Annotated in this window: 16 protein-coding genes; 10 read left to right on the forward strand and 6 right to left on the reverse strand. The window is 62.0% G+C overall.

The window, feature by feature from the left end; all coding sequences use genetic code 11:
• The first annotated feature begins 102 nt into the window (after positions 1–102).
• Entirely contained in the window at positions 103–951 is an 849-nt protein-coding gene (locus AX729_RS34255; protein ID WP_061028721.1) for an MBL fold metallo-hydrolase, read from the forward strand.
• Between the two features lie 19 nt (positions 952–970).
• Here AX729_RS34255 and AX729_RS34260 read toward each other — a convergent pair whose 3' ends face one another.
• Complete coding sequence (locus tag AX729_RS34260) at positions 971–1,861, reverse strand: aldose 1-epimerase family protein (protein ID WP_061028723.1); 891 nt, start codon at positions 1,859–1,861, stop codon at positions 971–973.
• Between the two features lie 181 nt (positions 1,862–2,042).
• Here AX729_RS34260 and AX729_RS34265 point away from each other — a divergent pair, with 181 nt between their 5' ends.
• The 7 genes from AX729_RS34265 to AX729_RS34295 all read left to right on the forward strand — a co-directional run bounded on the left by AX729_RS34265 (position 2,043) and on the right by AX729_RS34295 (position 14,446).
• Entirely contained in the window at positions 2,043–3,146 is a 1,104-nt protein-coding gene (locus tag AX729_RS34265) for a glycosyltransferase family 4 protein (protein ID WP_061028725.1), read from the forward strand.
• A gap of 250 nt (positions 3,147–3,396) precedes the next feature.
• On the forward strand, positions 3,397–4,536 hold the full coding sequence (locus AX729_RS34270) for a glycosyltransferase (protein WP_061028846.1): 1,140 nt from the start codon (positions 3,397–3,399) through the stop codon (positions 4,534–4,536).
• Between the two features lie 109 nt (positions 4,537–4,645).
• Positions 4,646–5,980, forward strand: coding sequence for a hypothetical protein (locus AX729_RS34275; protein ID WP_061028727.1), 1,335 nt, complete (start codon positions 4,646–4,648; stop codon positions 5,978–5,980).
• A 28-nt stretch (positions 5,981–6,008) separates the two neighbouring features.
• Complete coding sequence (locus AX729_RS34280; protein ID WP_061028730.1) at positions 6,009–7,283, forward strand: glycosyltransferase family 4 protein; 1,275 nt, start codon at positions 6,009–6,011, stop codon at positions 7,281–7,283.
• Positions 7,280–8,671: a hypothetical protein gene (locus AX729_RS34285; RefSeq protein ID WP_061028733.1), complete on the forward strand. Its 1,392-nt coding sequence runs from the start codon at positions 7,280–7,282 to the stop codon at positions 8,669–8,671. The genes AX729_RS34280 and AX729_RS34285 overlap by 4 nt, the downstream gene beginning before the upstream one ends.
• 496 nt (positions 8,672–9,167) lie before the next feature.
• Positions 9,168–13,076, forward strand: coding sequence for a hypothetical protein (locus AX729_RS34290; RefSeq protein ID WP_061028736.1), 3,909 nt, complete (start codon positions 9,168–9,170; stop codon positions 13,074–13,076).
• Between the two features lie 245 nt (positions 13,077–13,321).
• On the forward strand, positions 13,322–14,446 hold the full coding sequence (locus AX729_RS34295; protein ID WP_061028738.1) for an acyltransferase family protein: 1,125 nt from the start codon (positions 13,322–13,324) through the stop codon (positions 14,444–14,446).
• Between the two features lie 125 nt (positions 14,447–14,571).
• Here the strand turns inward: AX729_RS34295 and AX729_RS34300 are convergent, their stop codons facing one another.
• On the reverse strand, positions 14,572–16,053 hold the full coding sequence (locus AX729_RS34300) for a lipopolysaccharide biosynthesis protein (RefSeq protein ID WP_245325495.1): 1,482 nt from the start codon (positions 16,051–16,053) through the stop codon (positions 14,572–14,574).
• Between the two features lie 110 nt (positions 16,054–16,163).
• Here AX729_RS34300 and AX729_RS34305 point away from each other — a divergent pair, with 110 nt between their 5' ends.
• Together AX729_RS34305 and AX729_RS34310 are read left to right on the forward strand one after the other, a co-directional pair.
• The gene (locus AX729_RS34305; RefSeq protein WP_061028743.1) at positions 16,164–16,997 is read left to right on the forward strand and encodes a polysaccharide pyruvyl transferase family protein; all 834 of its coding nucleotides are present in this window, start codon (positions 16,164–16,166) and stop codon (positions 16,995–16,997) included.
• Position 16,998: 1 nt separating this feature from the next.
• Positions 16,999–18,114 (forward strand): glycosyltransferase family 4 protein, encoded by a 1,116-nt coding sequence (locus tag AX729_RS34310; RefSeq protein WP_061028746.1) that lies wholly within the window; start codon positions 16,999–17,001, stop codon positions 18,112–18,114.
• A 17-nt stretch (positions 18,115–18,131) separates the two neighbouring features.
• Here AX729_RS34310 and AX729_RS34315 read toward each other — a convergent pair whose 3' ends face one another.
• Genes AX729_RS34315 through AX729_RS34330 form a run of 4 tightly spaced genes read right to left on the reverse strand, consistent with a single transcriptional unit; the run spans position 18,132 to position 22,889 of the window.
• Positions 18,132–19,220, reverse strand: a complete 1,089-nt coding sequence (locus tag AX729_RS34315; RefSeq protein ID WP_061028749.1) for an acyltransferase family protein — start codon at positions 19,218–19,220, stop codon at positions 18,132–18,134.
• The gene (locus tag AX729_RS34320; protein WP_245325496.1) at positions 19,217–20,326 is read right to left on the reverse strand and encodes an acyltransferase family protein; all 1,110 of its coding nucleotides are present in this window, start codon (positions 20,324–20,326) and stop codon (positions 19,217–19,219) included. Before AX729_RS34320 ends, AX729_RS34315 begins: the two co-directional genes overlap by 4 nt.
• A 6-nt stretch (positions 20,327–20,332) precedes the next feature.
• Entirely contained in the window at positions 20,333–21,670 is a 1,338-nt protein-coding gene (locus AX729_RS34325; protein ID WP_061028752.1) for a hypothetical protein, read from the reverse strand.
• Positions 21,671–21,677: 7 nt separating this feature from the next.
• Positions 21,678–22,889 carry an acyltransferase family protein gene (locus tag AX729_RS34330; RefSeq protein ID WP_245325497.1) on the reverse strand — a complete coding sequence of 404 codons (1,212 nt, stop codon included), beginning with the start codon at positions 22,887–22,889 and terminating at the stop codon, positions 21,678–21,680.
• Positions 22,890–23,175: the final 286 nt, after the last annotated feature.

Genomic DNA, 23,175 nt, shown 5'->3' on the forward strand with positions numbered 1-23,175 from the left:
TTCTGAAAATCAGATCCCGCAGCGGCAGCGACTCGCGGCTTGCTCCGCCGCGAGCTTCGCATCTACTGTGCGTCTCCGGAGTCTGCAGCTGGAGGTGGCGTCATGGAGGTCATACTGCTCGGCACCGGCGGCCCACGCCCGGACCCCCGCCGGATGGCGACGACCACACTGATCAGGCTCGGCGAGGAGAACATCCTGTTCGACGCCGGCCGCGGCGTCATGGTGCAGCTCAGCAAGGCCGGCGTGCCCCTCGGCGCCATCAACACGGTCTTTCTCACCCATCACCATTTCGACCATATCGGCGACCTCTACGACGTGATGCTGAATTCATGGATGCACGGACGCAAGGAGGAGTTGCGCATCTATGGACCGCCCGATACCGAGCGCCTGGTCAATACGCTGATCACGCAGGTTTACGACAAGGACATCGCCTGGCGCGATCAAGCCGAGCCGAGCTTCGGCGGCTGGAAGCCGGTGGTCGCAGCCGACATCGTGCCGGGCCCCGTTCGCGACACCGGCCGCTGGAAGATCAGCGCAGAACTCGTCTCGCACGGCGACGGCCTCGACATGTCGCCGGCGTTTCTCCACCGCTGGATGTGTCTCGGCTACCGCTTCGAGGCGGAAGGCAAGGTCATTGCGATTTCCGGAGATACGGTGCCGTGCCCCGGTCTCGAGCGACTGGCCGAGGGAGCCGACCTGCTCGTCCAGTGCTGCTTTCTCGCGACGCCCGAGATCAACAACGAGCAGCTCCGCCGCCTCGCAAAATTGACGATTGCCTGCGGCGATACGGTCGGCAAGGTCGCGGCCAACGCCGGCGTCAGGAAGCTCGCGCTGACCCATCACCGGCCGCGCACCGACGACACCATGCTGAACGCGCTACTTGACGACGTGCGGCAGGATTATTCGGGGCCGGTGGTGCTCGGCGAGGATCTCACGCGCATCGAGGTCTGAGGCCATCGGCCGTCCGGCCTCAGGACGATCCGACCTCGATCCGGAACGACAGCTGCTCTTGCGCGTCCGGCGCAATGTGCATCAGACCCGGCTTGTCGGTGAACTCGCCGTCGAAGCCGGCGGGACTGGCATAGCCGCGCCACGGCTCGATGCAGAGGAACGGCGCGCCTGCCGGTTTCGACCAGACGCCGAGCTCGCGAAAGCCGCGCCAGGACATTTTCAACCAGGGTCCGGCCGATGCGCCCTGCCCCGCGGCATAGCGGACCGAATTGCTCTCGATCCGGTCGAAGATGATGGCGTCGTCGGTGAACAGGGAATTGGACAAGGGAAGCAAGGCGCCTTGGACCGGGCTCGGCTCCGCTGCCGGCCGCAACAGGCCACCATCGAGACGGCGGACCGACGCCGATTCTGCGCCCGCGAAAGTCAGCGCATAGCTCTCCTTTGCCGCGCCAGGCTGGAGCGGCCAGTTGAAGGCGGGATGGCCGCCGACCGAAGCCGGCAATGTCTCCTTGCCGGTGTTGGCGACGGTGAGCGTCAGATCGAGGCCGGACTCGTCGATCGCATAGGCCGCCGTGAGCCGGAACGCGAACGGATAGAGCGCGCGGGTCGTCTCATTGTCATCGAGCACCAGCGTGCAGCGGCTCTCGCCACGTTCGGCCCACATAAAGCGGCTGTCGCGGGCAAAGCCATGCTGGGTCATCCGATACGTCTTGCCCCGGTGCCGCAATTCGTCGTTGGCGAGCCGCCCGACGATCGGAAACAACAGCGGCGCGTGGCGCGGCCATTCCGGCCCCGCCTGCCAGACGAATTCGAGACCCCTGCCATCCTTCAGCGAGCACAGCTCGGCGCCATGCGCCTTGACGGTTGCGCTGAGGGAGCCGCTGTGGATTGTGTGAGTGTCATCGCTCATGCGCGACGTCTATACCGCGACCTCACACGCGGCAAGGTGACGCCAGCCATGCAGGCGGAGACCAGGGTCCTGCAGAGCTGCGTCATATTTCTGTACCTAACGGTTGCTCCCTTGCGCCTCGTCCACCGTCTGAGTCCCGCAGTCCGGAGCCGGACTCCGAATCAACCATCGTGGTAGCCAATTGAAATTCTTCATCAACGGCCGCTTTCTGTCGCAAAAGCTCACCGGCGTTCAGCGCTATGCCGCCGAAATCGTCAAGGCGATCGACGCGCAGCTGGCCTCCGAGCAGACTCCCGCCTCGCTGCGGAGCGCAGACTGGCAGTTGCTGACGCCCGTGGATGCAAGCGAGGACCTTCACCTCGAACGAATCAAGATTCGCACCGTCGGCCGCCGGCGCGGACATGCCTGGGATCAAATCGATCTGGCGCGCGCCGCCACGGGAGGCCGCTTGATCAGCCTGGCCAATTCCGGGCCGGTGTTTCATCGCGACCATATTGTCGTGATCCACGACGCTCAGGTCTTTCGCAGGCCCGATTTCTTCAACTGGCGCTATCTGGCGGTTCACCGCACGATGGGACGGCTGCTCGCCCGGCATGCAAGCATCGCGACCGTCTCGGCATTTTCGCGCAGGGAGCTTGCAGAGGTGCTGCATCTGCCGGCAACGGAAATCCCGGTCTTCCCCAACAGCGCAGAACATTTCGCGAAGACGAAGCCGGATCCCGGCATCATGGCCCGGCTCGGCGTTCAGCCGCAGAAATTCTTTCTCTACGTGGGCTCGCGGACCAAGAACAAGAATCTTGCCGTCGCGATCCGCGCGGTCCAGTTGCTCGATCGGCCCGATGTTCCGCTGGTCATCGTCGGCGGCGACAACAGCAAGGTCTTCCAGGACAATTCGAGCGAAGGCGCTGCCGGCCTGCTGCTGGCCGGGCGCCTGACCGACAGCGAGATCGCAGCTCTCTATGCGCATGCATCGGCATTCGTGTTTCCCTCGCTCTATGAGGGATTCGGCGTGCCGCCACTCGAAGCCATGATCTTCGGCTGTCCGGTCATCGCCTCGACGGCTGATGCCGTCGTGGAGACGTGCGGTGATGCCGCTGCGTATTTTCACGCCAGCGATGCCGAATCGCTGAAGCAGCTCATGCTCGAAAGACTGGCAGCCGGCGCAATTTCTGATCAGGAACGCATGAAGCAGCAAGATCGGATTGCGTTCTATTCGTGGAAAAAGTCGGCGAAAGCGCTGCTCGATCATCTCGCCGGGCCGGCAAACGTCGCCAGCGCTGCTTGAAATTCCGCGCAACTCGCCCATCGCGCGCAATGGTTCTTGCACAAACGATTTGCAACTCGCTGCCTCATATCTGGTTCCATGAAGCTCTCCGTAATTGCTATGATTCGTCGGTGCAAAGAGCTTGGCGCAACATCACCACATCGCTGCCCCAATATCGCTACGTATTCGGGGAACTGTGTTCGCATCAGCGAGATCAGAACGAGGGTCCCCGATGCCCGGCTCTCCCACGCGGTCCTATGGAAAGCAAAAGATGAAAGTGCTGCACATCGCCGAGACCATCCGCGGCGGGATTGCGAGCTATCTGAACGAGCTGCATCCGCAGCAACAGGCAAGCTTCGGCGCCGAGAACGTGCACTATGTCGTGCCTTCCGATCATCGTCGCGACCTCGCCGCGATCGATGACAGCCAGATCACGACGTTCGAACGGTCGGGCCGCAGCGTCTCCGGCCTGTTTCAGATGCTGCGCGCGAGCATGCAGGCATTGGATGCCTTCCGGCCGGACGTGGTCCACCTGCACTCCTCGTTTGCAGGCCTCGTGCTTCGCCCCGCACTGGCGGCCCGCTCGGACGGACCGCGCGTCGTCTATTGTCCGCACGGCTGGGCGTTCTCGCGCGAGACCAGCCGCCTCAGCCATCTCCTGACGAAAGCGGCGGAAAAACTGCTTGCGCGCACGTCGGACCGAATCATCTGCATCTCGAGCGACGAGTTCAACGAAGCGGTCCGCGCCGGAATTCCCGCCGAGCGCCTGACCCTCGTGCACAACGGCATATCGAAGAGCCGCACGCCGCAGCCGGTCGCGGCAGACTGGACTTCCAACAAGGTCAAGGTCCTGTTCATCGGGCGCCTGGATCGGCAGAAGGGCTTCGATCTCCTGATCGAAGCGGCGCGTTCGCTCGAGCATGCGCTGGACGTCCGCATGATCGGCGCCTCCGTCGTCAACAAGTACGAAGGCCCGGCCGTCCCGTCCAACGTGGCCCTGCTGGGCTGGCTGGACCGCCCGACCATCGAGACGCAACTCGAGGCCGCCGATCTCGTCGTGATCCCGTCACGATGGGAAGCCTTCGGGCTCGTTGCGCTGGAGGCGATGCGCGCGGCCAAACCCATCCTGGCGTTCCGCAGCGGTGCATTGCCCGAGATCGTCGTCGACGGCGTCACGGGCGTGCTTTGCGAGCCGGTCGCCGTGCAGCCGCTCATCGACGGCTTCCGGCGCGCGCTCGATCTCGATCTCAAGGTGCTGGGACAGCGCGGCTACGACCGGTTCAAGCAGTTTTATGACGTTCAGAAGACACATGGGCAATTGCAGCAGGTCTATACCGAGCTCCTCCAGGACGACCCGACACCGGTCGAAGCGAAAGCGGGGCTGCAATCGGATCTCTCCAAGAATTTCTGATGATCAACATGCACGCCTGCTCTCGCACATGCTGGAGATCGGACTGGCGATGCCCTGGGCCGGGATCGGTGTCTCCGCCAGTGCGTCGCGCGTGAGCCTGATCTAGACCATGACACGCCCACGCACCTTTGTTCGCGACAGAGTCCTCCGCCTCGCGGGCCTCGTCTCGTCCATACTCCTGTCGGTTCCTGCCTGCGCTCAGCAAGCTCAGCCGCTCGATGCTCGATTCCTGCTGGGTGTCGGCACCCATCAGGGGCTGGGAGGACCCGTCAGCGCACGCGGATACGTTCCTGCGGAGAACATCGCCCAGATCAAGCAACTCGGCCTCAATTCCTTCCGTGACGATTTCCCCTGGTCCGATTTCGAAACGGCCGGGCGCCGGATGGGTTTCGCGCCCAGACTCGGTAGGCTGGAGGCGCAAGTCAGGTCCGGAGTCGCGCGCCCGCTCCTGATCCTTGCGTTCGGCCATCATCTCGTTCCGAACTCCTCGCCACCGACGACCGATGAAGCCCGGCGCCGGTTTGCCGATTATGCGGCCGCCGCCGCGCAATCGGTCGTGACGCAACATCCGATGTTCGAGCTCTGGAACGAATGGAACCTGGCGGCCAAGAAGGATGCCGCATTCTCACCGGAAAACTACCTGGCGCTTGCCGAGGTGACGCGGCCGGCGGTCAAGCGGGTTGCCCCGAACGCGCCTTTCATCGTCGGCGCGCTCGGCGACGATCCCGGCTGGACATGGACGGAGAAGATGCTGCGGACCGGCATTCTTCAACACGCGGACGGCGCCTCGATCCATCTCTACAATTTCTGCATGGGGCCAAGCAAACGCACCTCGGCTGAAATCATCGACAGGCTGACGGCGTTTCACCGCCTCGTGGGCCAGGCGAGCGGAAACCCCGACTTCCCGATCTATGTGACCGAAACGGGCTGGACGACAGCCACCAACAAATGCGGCGTCAGCGAACAGGCCCAGGCCGACAATACGGCGCAACTGATCCTGTGGGCGTCGACCGCGACGCGCTGGCTCAAGGGAATGTGGCTCTACGAGCTCAAGGACAGCGGAAAGAATCCATCGGAGCTGGAGGACAATTTCGGACTTTATCGTTTCGACAATTCGCCAAAGCCGGTCGCCTGCGCGGCTCAGGGCGCGTGGGCTTTCATTCGCTCCAGCCTGAGTGCCGAGCGGCGAGAGCTCGCCAGCGGCGTCGTGTCGATCAATGCATCGACGGCGTCCGGCGGCAGAGTTGCGGTCTGGTCCGAGGCTCCGGACCGACGCTACGAAATCCGGCTCAAGGGTGATCCGCAAGGGGCAACCGTCGCCATGCCGTGCGACTCCACGGCAAGACCCGCCTCCGGGGCCTGGATTCCCGTTTCGAGCACACCGGTCCTGATTGCAGCCAATGACAGTGCAATACCCGCTCTGGAGATACGGCCGGCGCGGTAAACGCAATTTCAGACATGAGGTTGACACGATGAAAGTTCTTTTGACGTCCACGCTTTATCCGACGCCTCAGGCACCAAAGATCGTCGGCGGCGCAGAGATCTTCGCGCGGCGTTTCGCCGAGGGCCTGGCGCAACGCGGCGACGAGGTGGAAGTGATCCGGGCCGCGTCCTCCCCTGGGCAGGCGCGCGAAAGCTGCAACGGCATCGACATCTATTCCGCGCCGGTGCAGAACGTCTATCTGCCGTTCACCGAGCAGAAGAACGTCGCCTTGCGCAGCATCTGGCACGCCGTCGACGATTGGCAGATGCAAGCGCCCTTGATTGCGGAGCGCATCCGGGCCTTCAAGCCTGATGTCCTGCACTCCAACAATCTATCGGGTCTCACCACCGCGATCTGGCGCGTTGCGGCCCAGCTCGGCGTTCCCGTGCTCCATACGCTGCACGACTATTATCTGACCTGCCCGCGCTGCTCCCGCTTCGACAAGGGACGGTCTTGCGAGCACACCTGCACGAGCTGCAAGATTCTGAGTTTCCATCGCAGGCGGGCCACGCATTGGCTCAGCGCCGTGGTCGGCGTCAGTGAACGCGTCCTGTCGATCCATACCGACATGGGCATGTTCACGGAGACGCCGATACGTACCGTGATCCGCAATGCCTCGACCGAGCCGCCACGTGAGCCCTACCCTCGCCCGGTCTGCACGACCGAGGTGACGTTCGGGTTCATCGGCCGCCTCACGGAGGAAAAGGGCATCGACAACCTGATGCGGGCGCTTGCCCTGCTGCCTCGTGATCGCATCCGGATGCTGATCGCAGGTCGCGTCAGCGACGAGGAGCAACGGCGCCTCAGGGCGCTCGCGCCGGATGCGCGACTCGAGTTCATGGGATTCGTGGTGCCGGACGATTTCTACAAGCAGGTCGACGTGGTGGTCGCGCCGTCGATCTGGCACGACCCAGGTCCGCTCGTGGTCGCCGATGCCAAGGCGGCCGGCAGGCCGCTGCTCGGAACGCGCTTTGGCGGCATGCCCGAGGTGATCGAGCACGGCGTGACCGGTTGGCTGACCGAAGCCGATCCGCAATCCCTGGCCGACAGCATGCTCGCGGTCGCCTCGGATCCGCGCAAGATCGACGAGATCAGCCGCCGCCTCATCGCGGATACCAACAAGTGGATATTTGCCGACGTGCTGTCTTCATACAAGAACCTGTATGAGCAGTTGCGCGAGCAACGGATGTCGCGCATGCGCGCCGCCACGGCTGAAGCGCCACAGGGACGGGGCGTCGGCAAGGAGCGCCTCATTCCCAGATGACACGCCTCTTCGCCATGGCGGGCTACGTCTATCAGAGCGCCGCGGCGATCATCCTGATCTTCGCGATCAGCCATCTGTTGCCCGCTTCCGACTACACCAGCTTCTCCTTCGCGCTGGCCTCGAGCCAATTGCTCTGCGTCCTGATGTTCGAATGGCTGCAACTCGCCGGACTGCGCTTTCTGGCGGGGGCCGGAGAGAACGAGGCGGCGCGGCTGAGATGGTCGCTGTTTGCGGCAGGCCTGTCGAGTGCGGGCGCGCTCGTCATCGTCGGGAGCTGCGCATCCCTGACCAGCGCGCTTCCCGCAGAAATCATCGCGCTCGGGCTCGGCATATCCGTGCTTCAGGGCTTGACGGATCTGTACTTCCTGACGGTCCGTCTGTCCGACCGGCTGGGCGTCGCATCCTCCCTTCTTGCGCTGCGCGCCACCGCCCTCCTGGCCGGGGCCGCCGCAGGAGGTGCGATGTCGGGGACGGCCGAGGCCGCGCTGCTCGGCATTGCGTCGGGCCACACGCTGGGCCTCGTCGCCGGGCTCCTCGCATACCGCACGCCGCTGGAGCGCGCGTCGTTGCCGGCGATGCTCGCCGACTGGAAGACTTTCGCCCGCTACGGCATGCTCGCGGCCGGCGCATCCGTCATCCATTTGTCGGTGCCGGTGCTGCTCCGCGTCATCATCATCGGCCGGCTCGGCGCGACGGGAGCCGGCGCCGGATTCTCCATCGCGCTCGACCTGCTGCAACGTCCGTTCTGGGTTCTCAACGCGGCGATCCACACCGTGAGCTATCCCGAGGTGGTCAAGGACTTCGAGCACGGGAGCGTCACGAAGTCGGTTCGATCGGCGCGACGCATGTTCGAGTTCATGATCTGCACGACCCTCGTGCTGTTCGGCGGGCTGGTCGGCTTCATTCCGGATGCGGCCCGCATCTTGGTGCCGCGGGAGAGCCTGGATGGGTTCCTGCAGACGGCCCCCGCGGTGGCCGCCTTCTATTTCCTGCACCTCCATCTCCAGGCGACCGTCGCAGTCGTTCCTCACCTCGAGAAGCGCGCGACCCGGCTCGTGGTGGTCGCGGCCGGACAGCTCGCGATCGTCGCGGCCTGCTCGCTGGCTGCGGTATGGGCCGGCCTGTCGCCGCGACAGGCGGTCGGCTGCGCGTCGCTCGCCACGCTCGCGGCGATCCTGGCCGCGCTCGGTCCGACCCTGCGGTTCGAGGCATTCCCGCGCTGGCAGCTGGTCACGCAGGCGCTGGTGGCCGCGATCCTGATCGGATCGCTCGGCGCGATGCCGACGGAACCCGCGGCATGGCTCGCCGTCAAGGTCGTGATCGCCGCGATCGCGACGGCGATCATCGGATGGCGAGGAGACTTTCTGATGCTGGCCCGCCGCAGCTAGTTCGTCGCGCCCGGCGCGACCGAGCCACCCCGCGCGGACGGCGGTGAGCCGTTGGACGACGCCGCCGATCCCGTTCTGCGCGGAACCGTCAGGCTTCCAGATCCAATCAGACGGCAAACATCCTGGAAACTACACACACAACCATCACGATAATATTTATTAATCTACCCGCCATCGAAAACGGCATCTGCCGATGCGCTGTGCAATCCGACGATGAAGATGAAAGCTTCAGCGGAAAACGCTGGGCAACCCTGCCGGCATGCGCACATATTCAGCAGCGCGGATCGTGAAAATCACGAAAGCGCCTTTCTCGCGTCACCCTGCTTTGGCATCGCATTACTATTCTGCTGCAAAAGAGCGATTCTGTTCCTGCGCAAGGAACCTCTGTTCGCTCGCGATTTGTAGCTTCCATTTTTATCTGAAATTCACACTCGACAGAGATGGTTGACCGCAAATCCAGCGAGCAATTTCGTTCGCGCTGAAATTCGAGTGTGCAATGCCCGATCAAGCCATCTTGTCTGCCAGCGGATTCATCAACTCCATCGGCGTCAACACGCATGCCGGCTTCGGTTGGACCGGCTACAACAATCTCGCGCTGATGGTCGAGGACCTCAAGTATCTCGGCGTCACCCATCTCCGCGACGCGATGGGCACCAGCCCGGCTGCGCAACCCGTCGTCGAGGGATTGGCGGCCGCCGGATACAAGTTCGACTTCCTGGTGTCATCTGCCCTGCCCCAGACGGGCACGGTCGGGCTGCAGAACTACATCGCCTCGCTCGAGAAGTTCGCGACGAGCTATGCGGGCAGCATCAGCGCCATCGAGGGGCTCAACGAGGCCAATCACCAGCCCTTCAGCTACAATGGCAGTTCGAGCCTCACGGCCGCGGGTCAGTTCCAGAGTGCGCTCTATCAGGCCGTCAATGCCAACGTCGCGCTCGCCAGCATCCCCGTCTACAATCTCTCACTGGCCTACAACGATCCCCAGGGCTACAGCCAGCTCGGCAACATGTCGGGCTCCGTCGACTACGCCAACGCCCACGCCTATGTCAGCACCAGCCTGACGCCGAGCAGCTCCATTGCGGCGACGCTGAGCGCCGTCATGACCGCTGCACCGGGAAAGCCCGTCGTCATCACGGAAACCGGCTACACCACGCAGGCCAACACCCAATATCTCGGCGTCAACGAGACGGTGCAGGCCAAATCGATCCTGAACACGCTCGTCGATGCCTACAAGGCCGGCGTCAGCGCGACTTATCTCTACGAGCTGTTCGACCGCGACTCCTCCGCGAGCAATACCAATCCGGAAGCCAATTTCGGCCTGTTCAACTCCGACGGCACGCCGAAGCTCGCCGCGACGGCGATTCACAACCTGACGACCATTCTGGCTGACGACGGCAAGGGCGGCCTGCAGCCGACTGATCCCTTGAACTACACGCTGAGCAACATGCCGGCCTCGGGCAACAGCATGGTGCTGGGCAAGAGCAACGGTGCCTACGAGCTCGTCGTCTGGGCCGAGCCGAAGCTGTGGAACGACGCCACCGATACCGAGATCAGCAATAGCGCCCAGACGGTCACCGTGAACCTCGGCGCCGTCCATCATACGGTGAAGGTGTACGACACGCTGACGGGCACCACCGCGATCGCCAGCTACACGGACGTCAGCACGATCACGATTCCGGTCAGCGATCACCCGCTGATCATCGAGATCGATGCGCCCCCGACCACGCCCACTCCGCCGGACACCCGGACCAGCATCAGCGGCACGGCCGCCGAGATCGTACCGCAACTGTCCGACCTGAGCGACTCGACGGCGCTGCAAACCATCACGCTGACGGACTCGCATGTCCTGCCGGTCGCCTCGAAAGCGACGATGGACTACATCATCGCCCATTACGGCAGTGCGCTGTCCAAGATTGGGGGCGGATACTCGTTCTCGGTGACGAACACGGCCGCGACCTGGACCAGCACGAAGACTTACGACGCGAGCGGAAAGCTGCTCTCGCAGTCCGACACCGGCCTCAATTCGAGCGGGCAACCGACCTCGACCACGGTCGCCTACACCGACGGCTCCAAGGATGTGATCAGCTACACCGCCGGCGTGCAGACGAAATTCGTTCACATCGGCACCGACGCAACCCGGACCACCGACACCTACAACACGGCCGGAACGCTTCTGAGCGAGATCGTGCAGAAGGCCGACGGCTATTACTCCACGACGCTCTACACGAACGGCGTGAAGACCGCCGCCTACGTCAAGAATGCAGACGGATCGCAGGACAACTTTACCTACAACATCACGGGCAAGAGCTTCACCACGCAGGTGCAGCACCTCGACAAGACGGGAAAGGTCACCTCGGTGACCCGCAGCCATGCCGACGGCTCGCTGGACTCGACGCAGGTCTACAACAGCGACGGCAGCAGCGTGATCACCACGTACAGCGCCACCGGCGTCAAGCTGGTCGAGACCAGCTATCATGCCGACAAGAGCAAGGACGTCTGGACCTACAACATCAAGGGCCAGAACTACACGACCGAGCACGACGTCTACGACTCGACCGGCTTCCTCACCACGCTGACACGCCTGCACAGCGACGGCAGTCTCGCCTTCAAGCTGGCCCAAACCACCGACGGCACCAAGACGACCGATTGGTACAATGCCGCCGGCAGCCTCACCAGCGAGGTGGTCCAAAAGGCCGACGGCTTCACATCGACGACCCTCTACAGCAACGGCGTCAAGACCAAAGCCTATATCAAGAACGCCGACGGCAGTCAGGACAACTATGCCTATGGCATCAGCGGCCAGAGTTACACCACGCTGATCCAGCACGTGGATCCGTCCGGCAAGGTCACGGCCGTGACCCGCAAGCATGCCGACGGCACGCTCGACTACACACAGGTGATCAATGCCGACGGCAGCAGCGTCGTCACCAATTACGACGCCGCAGGCGTGCGGACCAAGGAAACCAACTACCACGCCGACGGCAGCAAGGACGTGTTCCTCTTCAACATCACCGGCCAGACCTACACGACCGAGCACGACATCTACGATACGACCGGCTTCCTCACCACGCTGATCCGCAAGCACGCCGACGGCAGCATGGCGTTCAAGCTGATGCAGAGCAGCGACGGCACCAAGACGACGGACTGGTACGACGCCAAGGGTGTCCTCACCAGCGAAGTGCTCGAGAAGCCGAGCGGCTACAGCTCGACCACGGTGTACACCAATGGTGTGAAGACCGCGGCCTACATCACCAATGCCGACCAGAGCCACGACAACTACAGCTACAACATCACCGGCCAGAGCTATACCACGCAGTACCAGCACGTCGACCCGACCGGCAAGACGACGGAGGTGACCCGCTGGCACGCCGACGGCTCGCTCGACTACACCCAGGTCGTCAACGACGACGGCAGCAGCGTGGTCACCAGCTACGATGCGGCCGGCGTCAAGAAGCTGCAGACCGACTACCACGCCGACGGCTCCAAGGACGTCTACCAGTTCAACATCGTCGGCCAGACCTACACGAACGAGCACGACAGCTACGATTCGACCGGCTTCCTCACCAACATCGTGCGCACCCACGCGGACAACAGCCTGGCCTTCACGCTGGTGCAGAGCGCCGACGGCACCAAGACCTCGGACTGGTATGACGCCAAGGGCGTCATCACCAGCGAGGTGACGACCAAGAGCGACGGCTACAGCTCCACCACAGTCTACACCGGCGGTATCAAGACCGCGGCCTACATCAAGAATGCCGACGGCACGTCGGACAACTGGAACTACAACGTTACCGGGCAGTCCTACACCACCCAGCATCAGCACCTCGATGCCTCGGGCAAGCTGGTCGAGCTCACCCGGACCCACGCCGACGGCACTCTGGACTATACCCAGGTCATCCACGACGACGGCAGCAAGCTGACCGACATCTATAACAGCGCCGGCGTCAAGACCCAGGAGATCGCCAATAACGCGGACGGATCGAAGGACGTCTTCCTGTTCAACTTCAACGGACAGTCCGGTACGACCCAGCACGAGAACTACAACAGCGCCAACACGCTGCAGTTCTTCGACCAGACCAAGACCGACGGCACCCACAACGTCACGGCGGTCGCCGCCGGCGTGACGATCCAGGGCGGAGCCGGCAACGACGTGTTCTCGGCCGCGCCGAACTCGACCACCATCGCCTACGACCATGGCCAGGACCAGATCGTCAACTTCCAGGCTGGCGACGGCACAACGCACGACGTGATCCAGATCTCGAAGCTTCTGGCTGCCGACTACAGTCACCTGCAGATGACTCAGTCCGGCACGAACGCGCTCATCACGTTCTCGGCCAACGATTCGATCCTGCTGAAGAACGTCTATGTCAGCAACCTGACGAGCCACGATTTCCTGTTCGTCTGATCGCTGCGGAGCACTGGCAAGACAGGCGGCAACGTCGCTGGGGGCGGGGGCCATGTCCCCGCCCCGTTCATTTGTTGGGCGCCTGCCTCATCGATGAGCAGAGAGCCGACTGCCATCCGCATTCGGATGGGCGCCATGCATTCGCGGACTGCCGCGATTGCGCCGTATCGGCCAGTGTGCTTGCGAACTTGCGTCACAATTCGTCTCTAGAAGAGAGACGAACCGCGCAAGGACTCCGAGACCCGATGGAAGCCAGTGAAGCAAGACGTTTTGTCGTTCTCGACTTCTACCGCTTCGTCGCCGCGCTTGGGGTCTTCATCTTCCACCTGAAGCTGATCGACCCCGGCATCTCGCCGGCCTGGAACGGGTCCTACGGCCTGTTCGTGGACATGTTCTTCATCCTGTCCGGATTCGTGATCTCCTACTCCTATCCGTCAACCTCGACAGGCCTGCGCTCATATGCGCGCTTCCTCGTTAGGCGGATTGCGCGAATCTACCCCTTGCATCTGCTCACATTGTTGACATTCGCGGCCCTTGCTCTCGTGGGCATATCCGGTCCGACCTCGCACGCGAGCTGGCTGGATTTCATTCAAAACCTCTTCCTCGTGCAGGCGTGGGGCGTCACAGATCATCTCAGCTTCAACTCGCCGGCCTGGTCCATCAGCGCCGAGCTGTTCTGTTACTTTTTATTCCCACTGTTCGTGCTGCTGGCCGGCAGGATCTCGCCGCTGATGCTCGCGATCATCGTCGCGCTCTCTTATGGAATCCTCGCCCACGCTCACCTGCCGATCTGGCAGGAACGCTCGCAGATGTACGGGGCAACCTTCGATTTCGGGATTTTACGGGCCCTGCCGAGCTTCCTGAACGGGATTCTCCTGACCGTCCTGTTCAGGCTCTCGAGCGACTATCGCAAGAAGCCGGTCGCATTCGCCGGAATAGCGCTGTTTGCCGTATCGATCCTGGTCCTCAACGTCTATGCCAAGCCCGACCTTGCAATCATACTGTTCTCTCTCGCGATCCTCGTCACCGCCACTGGCGAAAGCGCTTTCGCCCGGTTTCCCGGCTCTGACTGGCTTGGCCGCCTCGGCAACACGTCATATGCAATATACATGGTGCACGAAGTGCTGCTGATCCTGCTTTTCAAGCCGGCCTGGCACTTTTTCGGACTTCAACCAGGCATGTTTCCTGTGTTTGCGTTGGTCTGTTGCATCGTCCTGACAGTCGTTGCCGACGTGACATATCACTACGTCGAAGATCCCGCTCGAAAGCTGATCAACCGGCTTGCGCCCGGCGACGCAAGATCAACCCGCATCCCGAAGGCCGAGCCACTCGATCTTTCCGAGACCAGACAGGCGGCCAACGCAAGCTAGGTGTTTGCAGGCCAGATCTTGCCGCTAACGCATGATCCGGAAAAGTGTGCAGCGGTTTTCCGAAAAGATCATGCTTGAACAAAAACCTGAAGCGCGATGACGAGTCATCCTAATCGCATCGCGCTTCAGGTCCTCGACGATCGCCGCACACGACCCAGGATTTCCTGGCATATCCGTACCACGGCCGGCCGGGCGATCGCGACAACAACGACAAGATAAACCGAAGAACCAAGCAGCACGAGCGCGGCGAGACGCAGCCATGGCGACGTGGCCGGCATGGTGACGGAGGCACCAACCACCGCGCATGCCATTACCGCGGAGCCCGCAAGTGCGGGCATCAGCGCCGCGGCATAGGGCCTGATACCGAGCGACAGGATCCGCATCGAGGCTCCGGCGGATAGCGGATACAGCAACAAGGCGCGAACGACGTAGCCGACAGCAATCGCGATGAGGCCAAACGGCGCAGCGAGGATGAAGATTGCTATGTTCGAAACCGCGTAGATCAGTGTCAGCCAGGTCTGCCAGTGCGGTTTGCCAAATGCCAGGATCACGGAGTGATTGTAGAGGCCGATCGTGGTCAAGAATCCGGTGACCGACATGATCGCGAGTAGTGGGGCGGCCTCGCCCCACTTGGATCCGAAGAAACCGACGATCAGATCCGGCGCCAGAGCCGCAATGCCAGCGAAAATCGGGGCCGTCAGCAGCGACGTGTACATGACGAAGTCGACCAGCGTCGAACGCGACGCTTCCCGGTCATGCTGGAGACCCGCGATGGTCGAAAAGAACACGCGGTTCAACGCATTTCCGATCACGGTACTCACGGCGTTGACCAGGCGCTTGGCGAGGCTGTAGAAGCCCGCACCGGCGGCGCCGGTATACCAAGTGACGAAAATCAGATCGGAATTGGCGTTGGCGAAGTTCGTGATTCCCGTCAGCGCCACGTAGCGCGCATAGCTCAGGAGTTCGACAACAGCCTGTCGGCTGACCCGGAGCCGAGGGCGCCAGGGCGTCAGTATCCAAAGGCTCACCAGCGAGATCAACGAAGTCGTGACGAGCTGTCCGACCAGCGCAACGACCCCGTAACCCTGGATCGCCAGCCCGATCCCTACGGCCCCGCCAACCGAGATTGAAGAAAGCGAGCGGATGGCGAGGGATCGAAAGAGTTGATTGCGCGTCAACCAGGCTTCGTGCGTCCGTGACAGGCCTTGCACGGCCACCACGATGCAAAATCCCTTGAGAACGATGGCAATATCCGAAAGACCCGAGAATCGTTCGATAGCGCCGCTCGAGGCGAACAGTGCGAGCGCTGCAAACAAGGAGAGGCCCGCGATGAGCCAGAACGAGGCGGTATAATCCTCGTCCTTCGGCTCGGCACGCGCCTGGACGGCAATCGCGACGCTCTCGATCAGGACTGCCCGGCAGAATTCGAGCGCCAGCGCCCCCGTCGCCACGATGCCGAGAATCTGCGGCGACAGCAGCCGCGCCATGATCATGTAGATTGCGAGCGCGAGAGCCTGTCCGACTGCGGAATCGAGTGCGGACCAAATGACGCCCGAAACGATTGAGCGCGGCTTGATAGTCTCGTGGCGCAATTGGAAGCCTGTCACAATCTCGGGTTAGGCGGATCTTCGTCGATGGCCCATTGTCTGCAATGGTCCAATAGTCGCCTTGTTTACGAGGACACTACGGCAAGAAAGCAGCTACAATCCGAGGCAGCATGAATTTTCGAGGCAATTTACGACGGCTGATCAACGAGGTCGGTTGCGACTTTATTCATCAACTGCCGTATCCGCATGTCGACTTGTTCTTCTGGCGTCCAGACGACGGAACGATAAATTTCGGCGACCATCTTTCGATCATCGTCGTTGACCATCTCTTGCGACATTTCGGCTATACGCTCGCCGACGAGGTGCCGCGGCAAACGCGCTTGTTCGCGATCGGCTCCGTGCTCCACTACGCGCGAAATGGCGATGTGATCTGGGGAAGCGGCGTGAACGGGCGCCCCGGTCAGGACGACCTCAACCGCCGCGTGCAGAACTTGGACGTGCGAGCGGTGCGCGGCCCTCGTACACGGGAGGTCTTGCAGCGCCGGGGCATCGCGGTACCCGAAGTGTTCGGAGACCCTGCGTTGCTGCTTCCTCAGCTGTTTCCGAATCGCTTTCGCCCTACTGCCAAGAAGCCGTGGGTGTTTGTTCCGAATTTGCACGATTTGAGTCTCATCGACCATGCCAACGATACAGTGGTCTCACCGCTGGGATCCTGGAACCGGCGAATTGACGCCATTCTCGAAGCTGAACTGGTTCTGGCCAGTTCGCTCCACGGCATCATTGTCGCCGAGGCATTCGGGATACCGGCTCGATACGTGCGTCTGAGCAGCGGAGAGTCCGAGTTCAAGTATCGTGACTATTATGAGGGCACCGGGCGGTTCGCCGTCGAGTTTGCCACAAGTATTGACGAAGGTCGCGAGATGGGTGGGGCTGCGCGCCTCAACTTTGACCATCGTGCCTTGATGAGTGCATTCCCGATCGACCTCTGGAACGGAAAGAGCTGACATGGCCAAGCGCCTCCGCGTGGCCATCTACGCACCGCATTTTGCTGAATATTCCTACCGTCTCGCATCGGGATTGGCGCATCATTGCGACGTTCGCCTCGTGCTCAACCGCAAGGACGCGAACCAGCAATGGGAACTGGCCGATATCGCCGTCGCCGCGCCGTTCGAAACACGCATTCGGGACCTCAGTCTGCGCCGCGGCGGCGCGATCGGCATCCCCGCGTCCTTCATGGATGTAATTTCGTTTCGTCCGGACGTGATTCATTGTCACGAAGTTCCGGAAATCTACACGTATAGGCTGATCCAGCTGCTCCGTCCACTCGGCATTCCCCTGGTGTTGACGGTTCACGACGCAATTCCGCATTCGGAAGGCGGCTCGGGCACCTCGCCGCGTGAGGATGCCTGGCGTGGGCGCATGCGCGCGGCCGCCTCGGTCGTCACGACGCATGGCGAGAGCTGTATTGCCGATTTCCGCCGTGCCTCGCCCGACTTCAAGGGCGAGACGGTCTCCAGCATGCACGGCGTGCTCATGGTTCCGCCAGCCAAGGGTGCGCTCGCCGAGCCGGAAGCCGCGCAGATTCTGTTTTTTGGACGGATGTGGGCTTACAAGGGCCTCGACGTCTTCATCGATGCGATCGACATATTGGCCCAGCGCGGCGTGGCGCATGAAGCGATCGTCGCCGGCCGCGGCCCCGAGATGACGCGGCTCGGCGCGCGGATGGAGGCGATGCCGACCGTCAAGACGATCAACGCCTATATTTCGCCTGCTGAGACCGGACGGCTGTTTCAATCAGCAACCGTGGTTGCCCTGCCCTATAAGGATGCAACGCAGAGCGGCGTGCTGGCATCCGCCTATGGGAATGCCCGGCCCGTCGTCGCCAGCGCAACCGGCGGAATTCCCGACGTCGTAACCGACGGGGTGAACGGGCTCCTGGTTCCTCCCGGCGATGCCACTGCACTGGCCGATGCACTCGAGCGCGTGCTGACGTCGAAGCCTCTCGCCGCGACATTGACCGAGGGCGCACGGCAAACCGCGGCTGGCCCGTTGAACTGGGATCGCATCGCCGAGCAGCTACTCGGCTCCTATCACAGGCTCGCCGGTCGCACCGTGAGCTGAGCGCCAGCGGCGATCCTTCAAACCGATTGCTCGATCTGCGGCCGAAAGAACGTGCCGCGGGTCGCGCCGTCCAACAGGCGCCTCAGCCTGACCTCGATCAACTCATAACTGATCGCGCTCGCGACGAGCGACATCACCAGCCCGAGCCCGATGAAGGCGGCCCACAACAGCCAGCGGTCGACGCCGGCGGCAACCAGCTTCAGGCCGATCATCTGCAAGGGGAAGAGCACGAAGGGGTGCACGAGATACAGGCTGTAGCTGATCTTGCCGATATACTGGAGCGCCGGCGTACTCAGAACCCTGCCGAGGCCTGATTCCGGGGCAAGCACCATGCCGAACAGCAGAAATCCGGGAATGAGCCCCACGAACGGGTGAAACAGCACGAGGCTCGCATACAGGGCGGCCCCGCAGGCTAAGCCTGCGAATAGCCCGAGACGTCCAGGAATGGAGATACGAAATCCGGTGGCGCTGAACAGCATTCCGATACAGAAGAACGCAGTGATCGGCCAGTGCATCAGGCAGGCCAGACCCAGCAGGATCAGCGGCGCCGCCAGCAGCCTGCCCCCGCCGCGCCACACCGAGAACGTCAATGCAAACCAAATGTAGAATGCCCACTCGTACGTCAGCGTCCAGGCATTCTGCTGGGCGATGGGCAAGCCGAGCGCATCCTGCACGAAGAACAGATTGGCTGCGAAAATCGCGAGATAGCTGGTCAGATCGATGTCACGGAAGAATTTGTAAGCCACGATCGGCCCGATCGCGAACAGCGCAAGATGCAGGACGACGAACACCGGCATGATGCGCAGGACGCGATCGAAAAAGAACCGCGACAGGGATCCGTGCCGCACCAGGCTCGCCGGAATCAGGAAGCCGCTGATCATGAAGAACAGCTCGACACCGTGGCCGCCGACATTGATCACCGATTGCAGCCAGGGCCAGAGCGGCGGCAGGAAGCCGGGATTCGGGATGTCGTACATCCCTGCCTTCGGCATGTCGTAGAAATGGTCCATCAGCACGCTAAGCGCGGCGATGGCACGAAGGCCCTGGACCGAAGGAACGAACGATCCATCATACGCGGCGCCCGCCTGGTGGGGTGCCTTGATCACTCTGCGGCACCCTGGGTGCTGAGGGCCGGCTCGAGGATAACGGGCCTTCTTCGCGCCGAGCGGAACCTCTGCCCGAAGGAAATGCTGGGCTTCTCGATGAAGGCGAATGTCATCCAGCTGACGAGGATCGACAACGCCAGGATCACGACCAGGAAGATCGACCATCCGAGAGGTCCGTCGCCGAACCAGACGAGGCGATGGATGAAGACGATCACGAACGGCGACATCAGGTAGACCGAATAGCTGATCACGCCGACGAAGGCCATGGGGCGCCAGGCCATTCGTTCGCCGAACACGGCAAAGCCGATGAAGACCAGTGCCGCGCAGACATAGGCCGATCCGATCGAATAGCTGTAGAAGAAATTCTCGTGATACACGCCTCCGAACCTGCGGTCGGACAGCGTGATGGCGAAGATCGCATACATCAGAGTGCAAATCGTCACATGGCTCCACCGCAGCTTTCCGCCGATGACGGTGTCGCGGATGATCTTGCCCAGGAACATCGCCGACAGGTTCAGCCCGACCTCCATCACCGAGGAGACCGTCCTGTTCTCAACGAAGAGTGCAGCGGTGGTTCCGACCAGCGCGGCCGCAACGACGATGCTCACCGCCGTGAAGCGCCGGTTCAGCAGCCCCATGGCAAAGAGAATGGTGCATCCGACGTAGAACAAGAGCTCGATCGCCAGCGTCCAGTAGAACACCCAGAGGTTCGGGATGTTCACGAAAGTCTGGAACATCGTCACGTTCGCGGCGACCTGCCCCAGCGGATAGACCTTCGCATCCAGCAGATACATCATCACGAGCCCGACCACGAGCGAGGTCCAGTAGGCCGGATACAGCCGGAAGAAGCGGCTGATCGTAAAGTCGCGCACGGGCGTGGCGCTGTCCGGGAAGCTGAACGGAATGACGAATCCGCTGACGAAGAAGAACAACACGACACCGAACCGGCCAAAGTTCATGTAGTAGCCGAACACATCATGAATGGGCCAGTAGTAGGCGCCAGTCGGGTGCTTTTCGACGATCACCTCGAAGACATGCTGGACCAGGACCGACAACACGGCAATGCCGCGCAGCGTGTCGATGAATGCGAGCCTTTTATGCATCATTCGTTCTCACCTGCTTCCGCTCGCCGCCGGCATATCCGGGCGGAAGCCTTCCAATGACGGCATCGGCGGCCGCACGACAACCGGCACGGCTTCGCCCGCTCGTGCGGAGGTTGCACGGCGCGAGAAAACCTCGCTGAAGCTCAATGCGATGATCAGAAGCCCCGACGCCGGGCCGTAGTTCAGCACGGTGATCGTGAACAGGTTGACGACGAACAGCAGCGTAAGCTTGTAAACGTCAGTCGCGCCGAACGTCGCGCGGAATACCATCACCATGAACGCGACAAAAGGAAGGCCGAACATGAGGTAGGTCCCGATGTAGAAATTGTCGACGGGCACCCAGTATTGCGCCAGCGGCGAGAACAGCTTCTGCGGATAGTTGAAGCAGCCGGCCCCGCAGCCGGTCACCAGGCCGATCGGCATGAGCTGGCTCATATAGACGAACGGCAGCTGCCAGCTGTTGTTGATGCGATCGACGATGCTGAACAACGTCGTGTGCGGCACCGCGGCGGTACCGGAAGCGAGCACGATCATGAAGAAGGGTACGAAGATCGCAACGAACGACCACTGCGCAATCGACCGGATTGCGGGAAAGCGCGATCTCTCCGGGAGCATCCGCACGCACACGAGCAAAATCAGGTAGACCACGAGGACGATCATGGTCGTCTTGCTCGTGGTCAGGCGAGTGGCATAGATCGCGATGGAACCGAATAAGAGGCACCACGTGGTGCTCATGCGAATGGACGTGATTGCGAACGACACCAGGATGAAGAAGGCCGCCATCGTATTGTCCGCGGCAAAACCCATGAGGCGCTGGTCGTCGCCACCATAAGCCCACCACAGACGGCCAGCCTCGCGCACCGCGCCGAAGGCTTCGTATTTGTAACCCACCCAGGGCATCAGGAAGAACTTCGTCAGGAACACGCCGATCACAGAGAGGTAGAAGGTCACTGCAATGACCGACAGCAGCTTCCGATACGAGCCGAGGCTCGAATCGCAGAAGCAGAATCCGACGAACACCGGCAGCATCATCTTGAAGGACGAGATCGCCGCATTCATCGTGCCCATCATGAAGTAGCCGAGCACGAGCGACAGCATGATCTGCACGAGCACGATCAGGGCCAGCGTACTGCGATTGCGCAGGACGCAGTGCACGAAGAATTGGGCCAGACACAGAAAGGCCACGCCGTCGGGCAGGTACCAGAGCGCATCCATATGATAGATGCTGGTGTAGTAGCGCATCGCGCCGCCGAAGGCGTCGCGGACCAGATAGACCCCGAGCGCGATCGCCTCGATATTGAGACTGATCAGCGTGATTCGCGGCCGGTGCAGCGCGAGGATGCTCATGCTGGACTCAGTTGGTCAGCCGCGCCGATCGCGCGGGAGATGGCGAGAAATCCGGACGGCTTCCAAGTGCATTGCGCATGAACTTGCCGCCGGGAATTTCGACATAGAGATAAGTGAAGTGCGAAACCACCAGCACCGCGGCCAGCGAGACGATGAGATTCAGCGACGCCGGCAGGCCTGCCCAAACCGAATCAAGCGCGGCGATCCGCCCTGCCCCCACGGCCCGCACGAAGTATTCGGCCAGCAGCACCACGAGCGCGTGCACCATATAGATGGAATAGGAACGGCGCCCGAGCCAGACCAGCGGCTTGGCCACCAGCATGCGCGGGACCAGCAGCGCATCCGGAAAGGCCAGCAGGCTGCCGAGGAAAATCGCAAACGTCACCGGCGCCAGGAACGTTACCGCAGGATTGGTCTCCGCGAGGGACACCAGGACGATGCTGGCGACCATGGCGACGAATTGCAGCGCGCCCTGCATGGCTGGGCCCGGCTTCGCCGGCAGGCGATCGACGATCCTGACCGTCAGCACGCCCAGAAAGAAGCTCACGAAGCAGCGCAGGATGCCGAAATCGGTCTGAAGCCCGAGGCTCCTCTTGTCGAGCACGAAGATGATGAAGACCAGACTGCCGACCGCAAGCGCCCCGCAGAGGATGTAGAACCACAACAGCGAACGCAGGCGCTGGGCCAGCAGGAGGATCAGGCCAAACACCAGATAGGTGTAGAACTCGACGCTGATGCTCCAGCTCGGCGCATTCCAGCTGAGATAATCGATGAATCCCATCGAATGCAGCAGGAGAACGTTGAGACCGAAGGAATAGGCGTTGTTCACCTCGAAGGCCGCCGGCGCGGCCACCACGACACCTGCCATGACCAGACCAATGCGCAGGAGACGAAACACGAGGTTTGCCAGCAGCATGACGATGTGCAGCGGATAGACCCGCGCCAGTCGCCGGATCATGAACTCACGCAGCGAGAAGCGCCCGAAGTCGCTCTCGACATAGCTGAGCGACATGACGATTCCGCTGAGAACAAAGAACAGGTCGACCAGCAGCCAAGCGCTCCTGAAGAAGGAGCAGTTGATCCAGGCATTATGCGGGAATGCCGCGAGGAAGGTCGGCATCAGCAGAAGGTGGTGAATCACCACCGACGTCGCGGCGATCCCCCGAATGCTGTCGAGCGGCAGGACATGCGCCTTCTCACGATGAACCAGCTCCGTCACATCAACATTCCATGGCTATTGCACCGCAACAGTGTGAAGGAGGTCGCGCCTGCTTTCAATCTCCGGATTTGCGGACTCGCATTCGGCGCATGATGACCGGCGATAAATTCAACGCTCGCAAATCATTCGACATGCGAGCGCCAAGTTCACGCCATCTTTCACTGGGACCGCGCGCATGTCCGCGCGCATAATCGATCGCGCGGGATGATTGCGAGCATTTGCGTGCAAAGTATGCGCGAAATTCGGCGCTGTTGCGATTCGCAGCCGCGACAGATCACACCGGCAC

The sequence above is a fragment of the Bradyrhizobium sp. CCH5-F6 genome (assembly GCF_001556045.1).
Lineage (GTDB): Bacteria > Pseudomonadota > Alphaproteobacteria > Rhizobiales > Xanthobacteraceae > Bradyrhizobium.

What these genes read in the sequence shown, in the direction of transcription:
- AX729_RS34255 (WP_061028721.1), top strand. Translation starts at nt 103, where the DNA reads ATGGAGGTCATACTGCTCGGCACCGGCGGCCCACGCCCGGACCCCCGC.
- AX729_RS34260 (WP_061028723.1), bottom strand. Translation starts at nt 1,861, where the DNA reads ATGAGCGATGACACTCACACAATCCACAGCGGCTCCCTCAGCGCAACC.
- AX729_RS34270 (WP_061028846.1), top strand. Translation starts at nt 3,397, where the DNA reads ATGAAAGTGCTGCACATCGCCGAGACCATCCGCGGCGGGATTGCGAGC.
- AX729_RS34275 (WP_061028727.1), top strand. Translation starts at nt 4,646, where the DNA reads ATGACACGCCCACGCACCTTTGTTCGCGACAGAGTCCTCCGCCTCGCG.
- AX729_RS34280 (WP_061028730.1), top strand. Translation starts at nt 6,009, where the DNA reads ATGAAAGTTCTTTTGACGTCCACGCTTTATCCGACGCCTCAGGCACCA.
- AX729_RS34285 (WP_061028733.1), top strand. Translation starts at nt 7,280, where the DNA reads ATGACACGCCTCTTCGCCATGGCGGGCTACGTCTATCAGAGCGCCGCG.
- AX729_RS34290 (WP_061028736.1), top strand. Translation starts at nt 9,168, where the DNA reads ATGCCCGATCAAGCCATCTTGTCTGCCAGCGGATTCATCAACTCCATC.
- AX729_RS34295 (WP_061028738.1), top strand. Translation starts at nt 13,322, where the DNA reads ATGGAAGCCAGTGAAGCAAGACGTTTTGTCGTTCTCGACTTCTACCGC.
- AX729_RS34305 (WP_061028743.1), top strand. Translation starts at nt 16,164, where the DNA reads ATGAATTTTCGAGGCAATTTACGACGGCTGATCAACGAGGTCGGTTGC.
- AX729_RS34310 (WP_061028746.1), top strand. Translation starts at nt 16,999, where the DNA reads ATGGCCAAGCGCCTCCGCGTGGCCATCTACGCACCGCATTTTGCTGAA.
- AX729_RS34320 (WP_245325496.1), bottom strand. Translation starts at nt 20,326, where the DNA reads ATGATGCATAAAAGGCTCGCATTCATCGACACGCTGCGCGGCATTGCC.
- AX729_RS34325 (WP_061028752.1), bottom strand. Translation starts at nt 21,670, where the DNA reads ATGAGCATCCTCGCGCTGCACCGGCCGCGAATCACGCTGATCAGTCTC.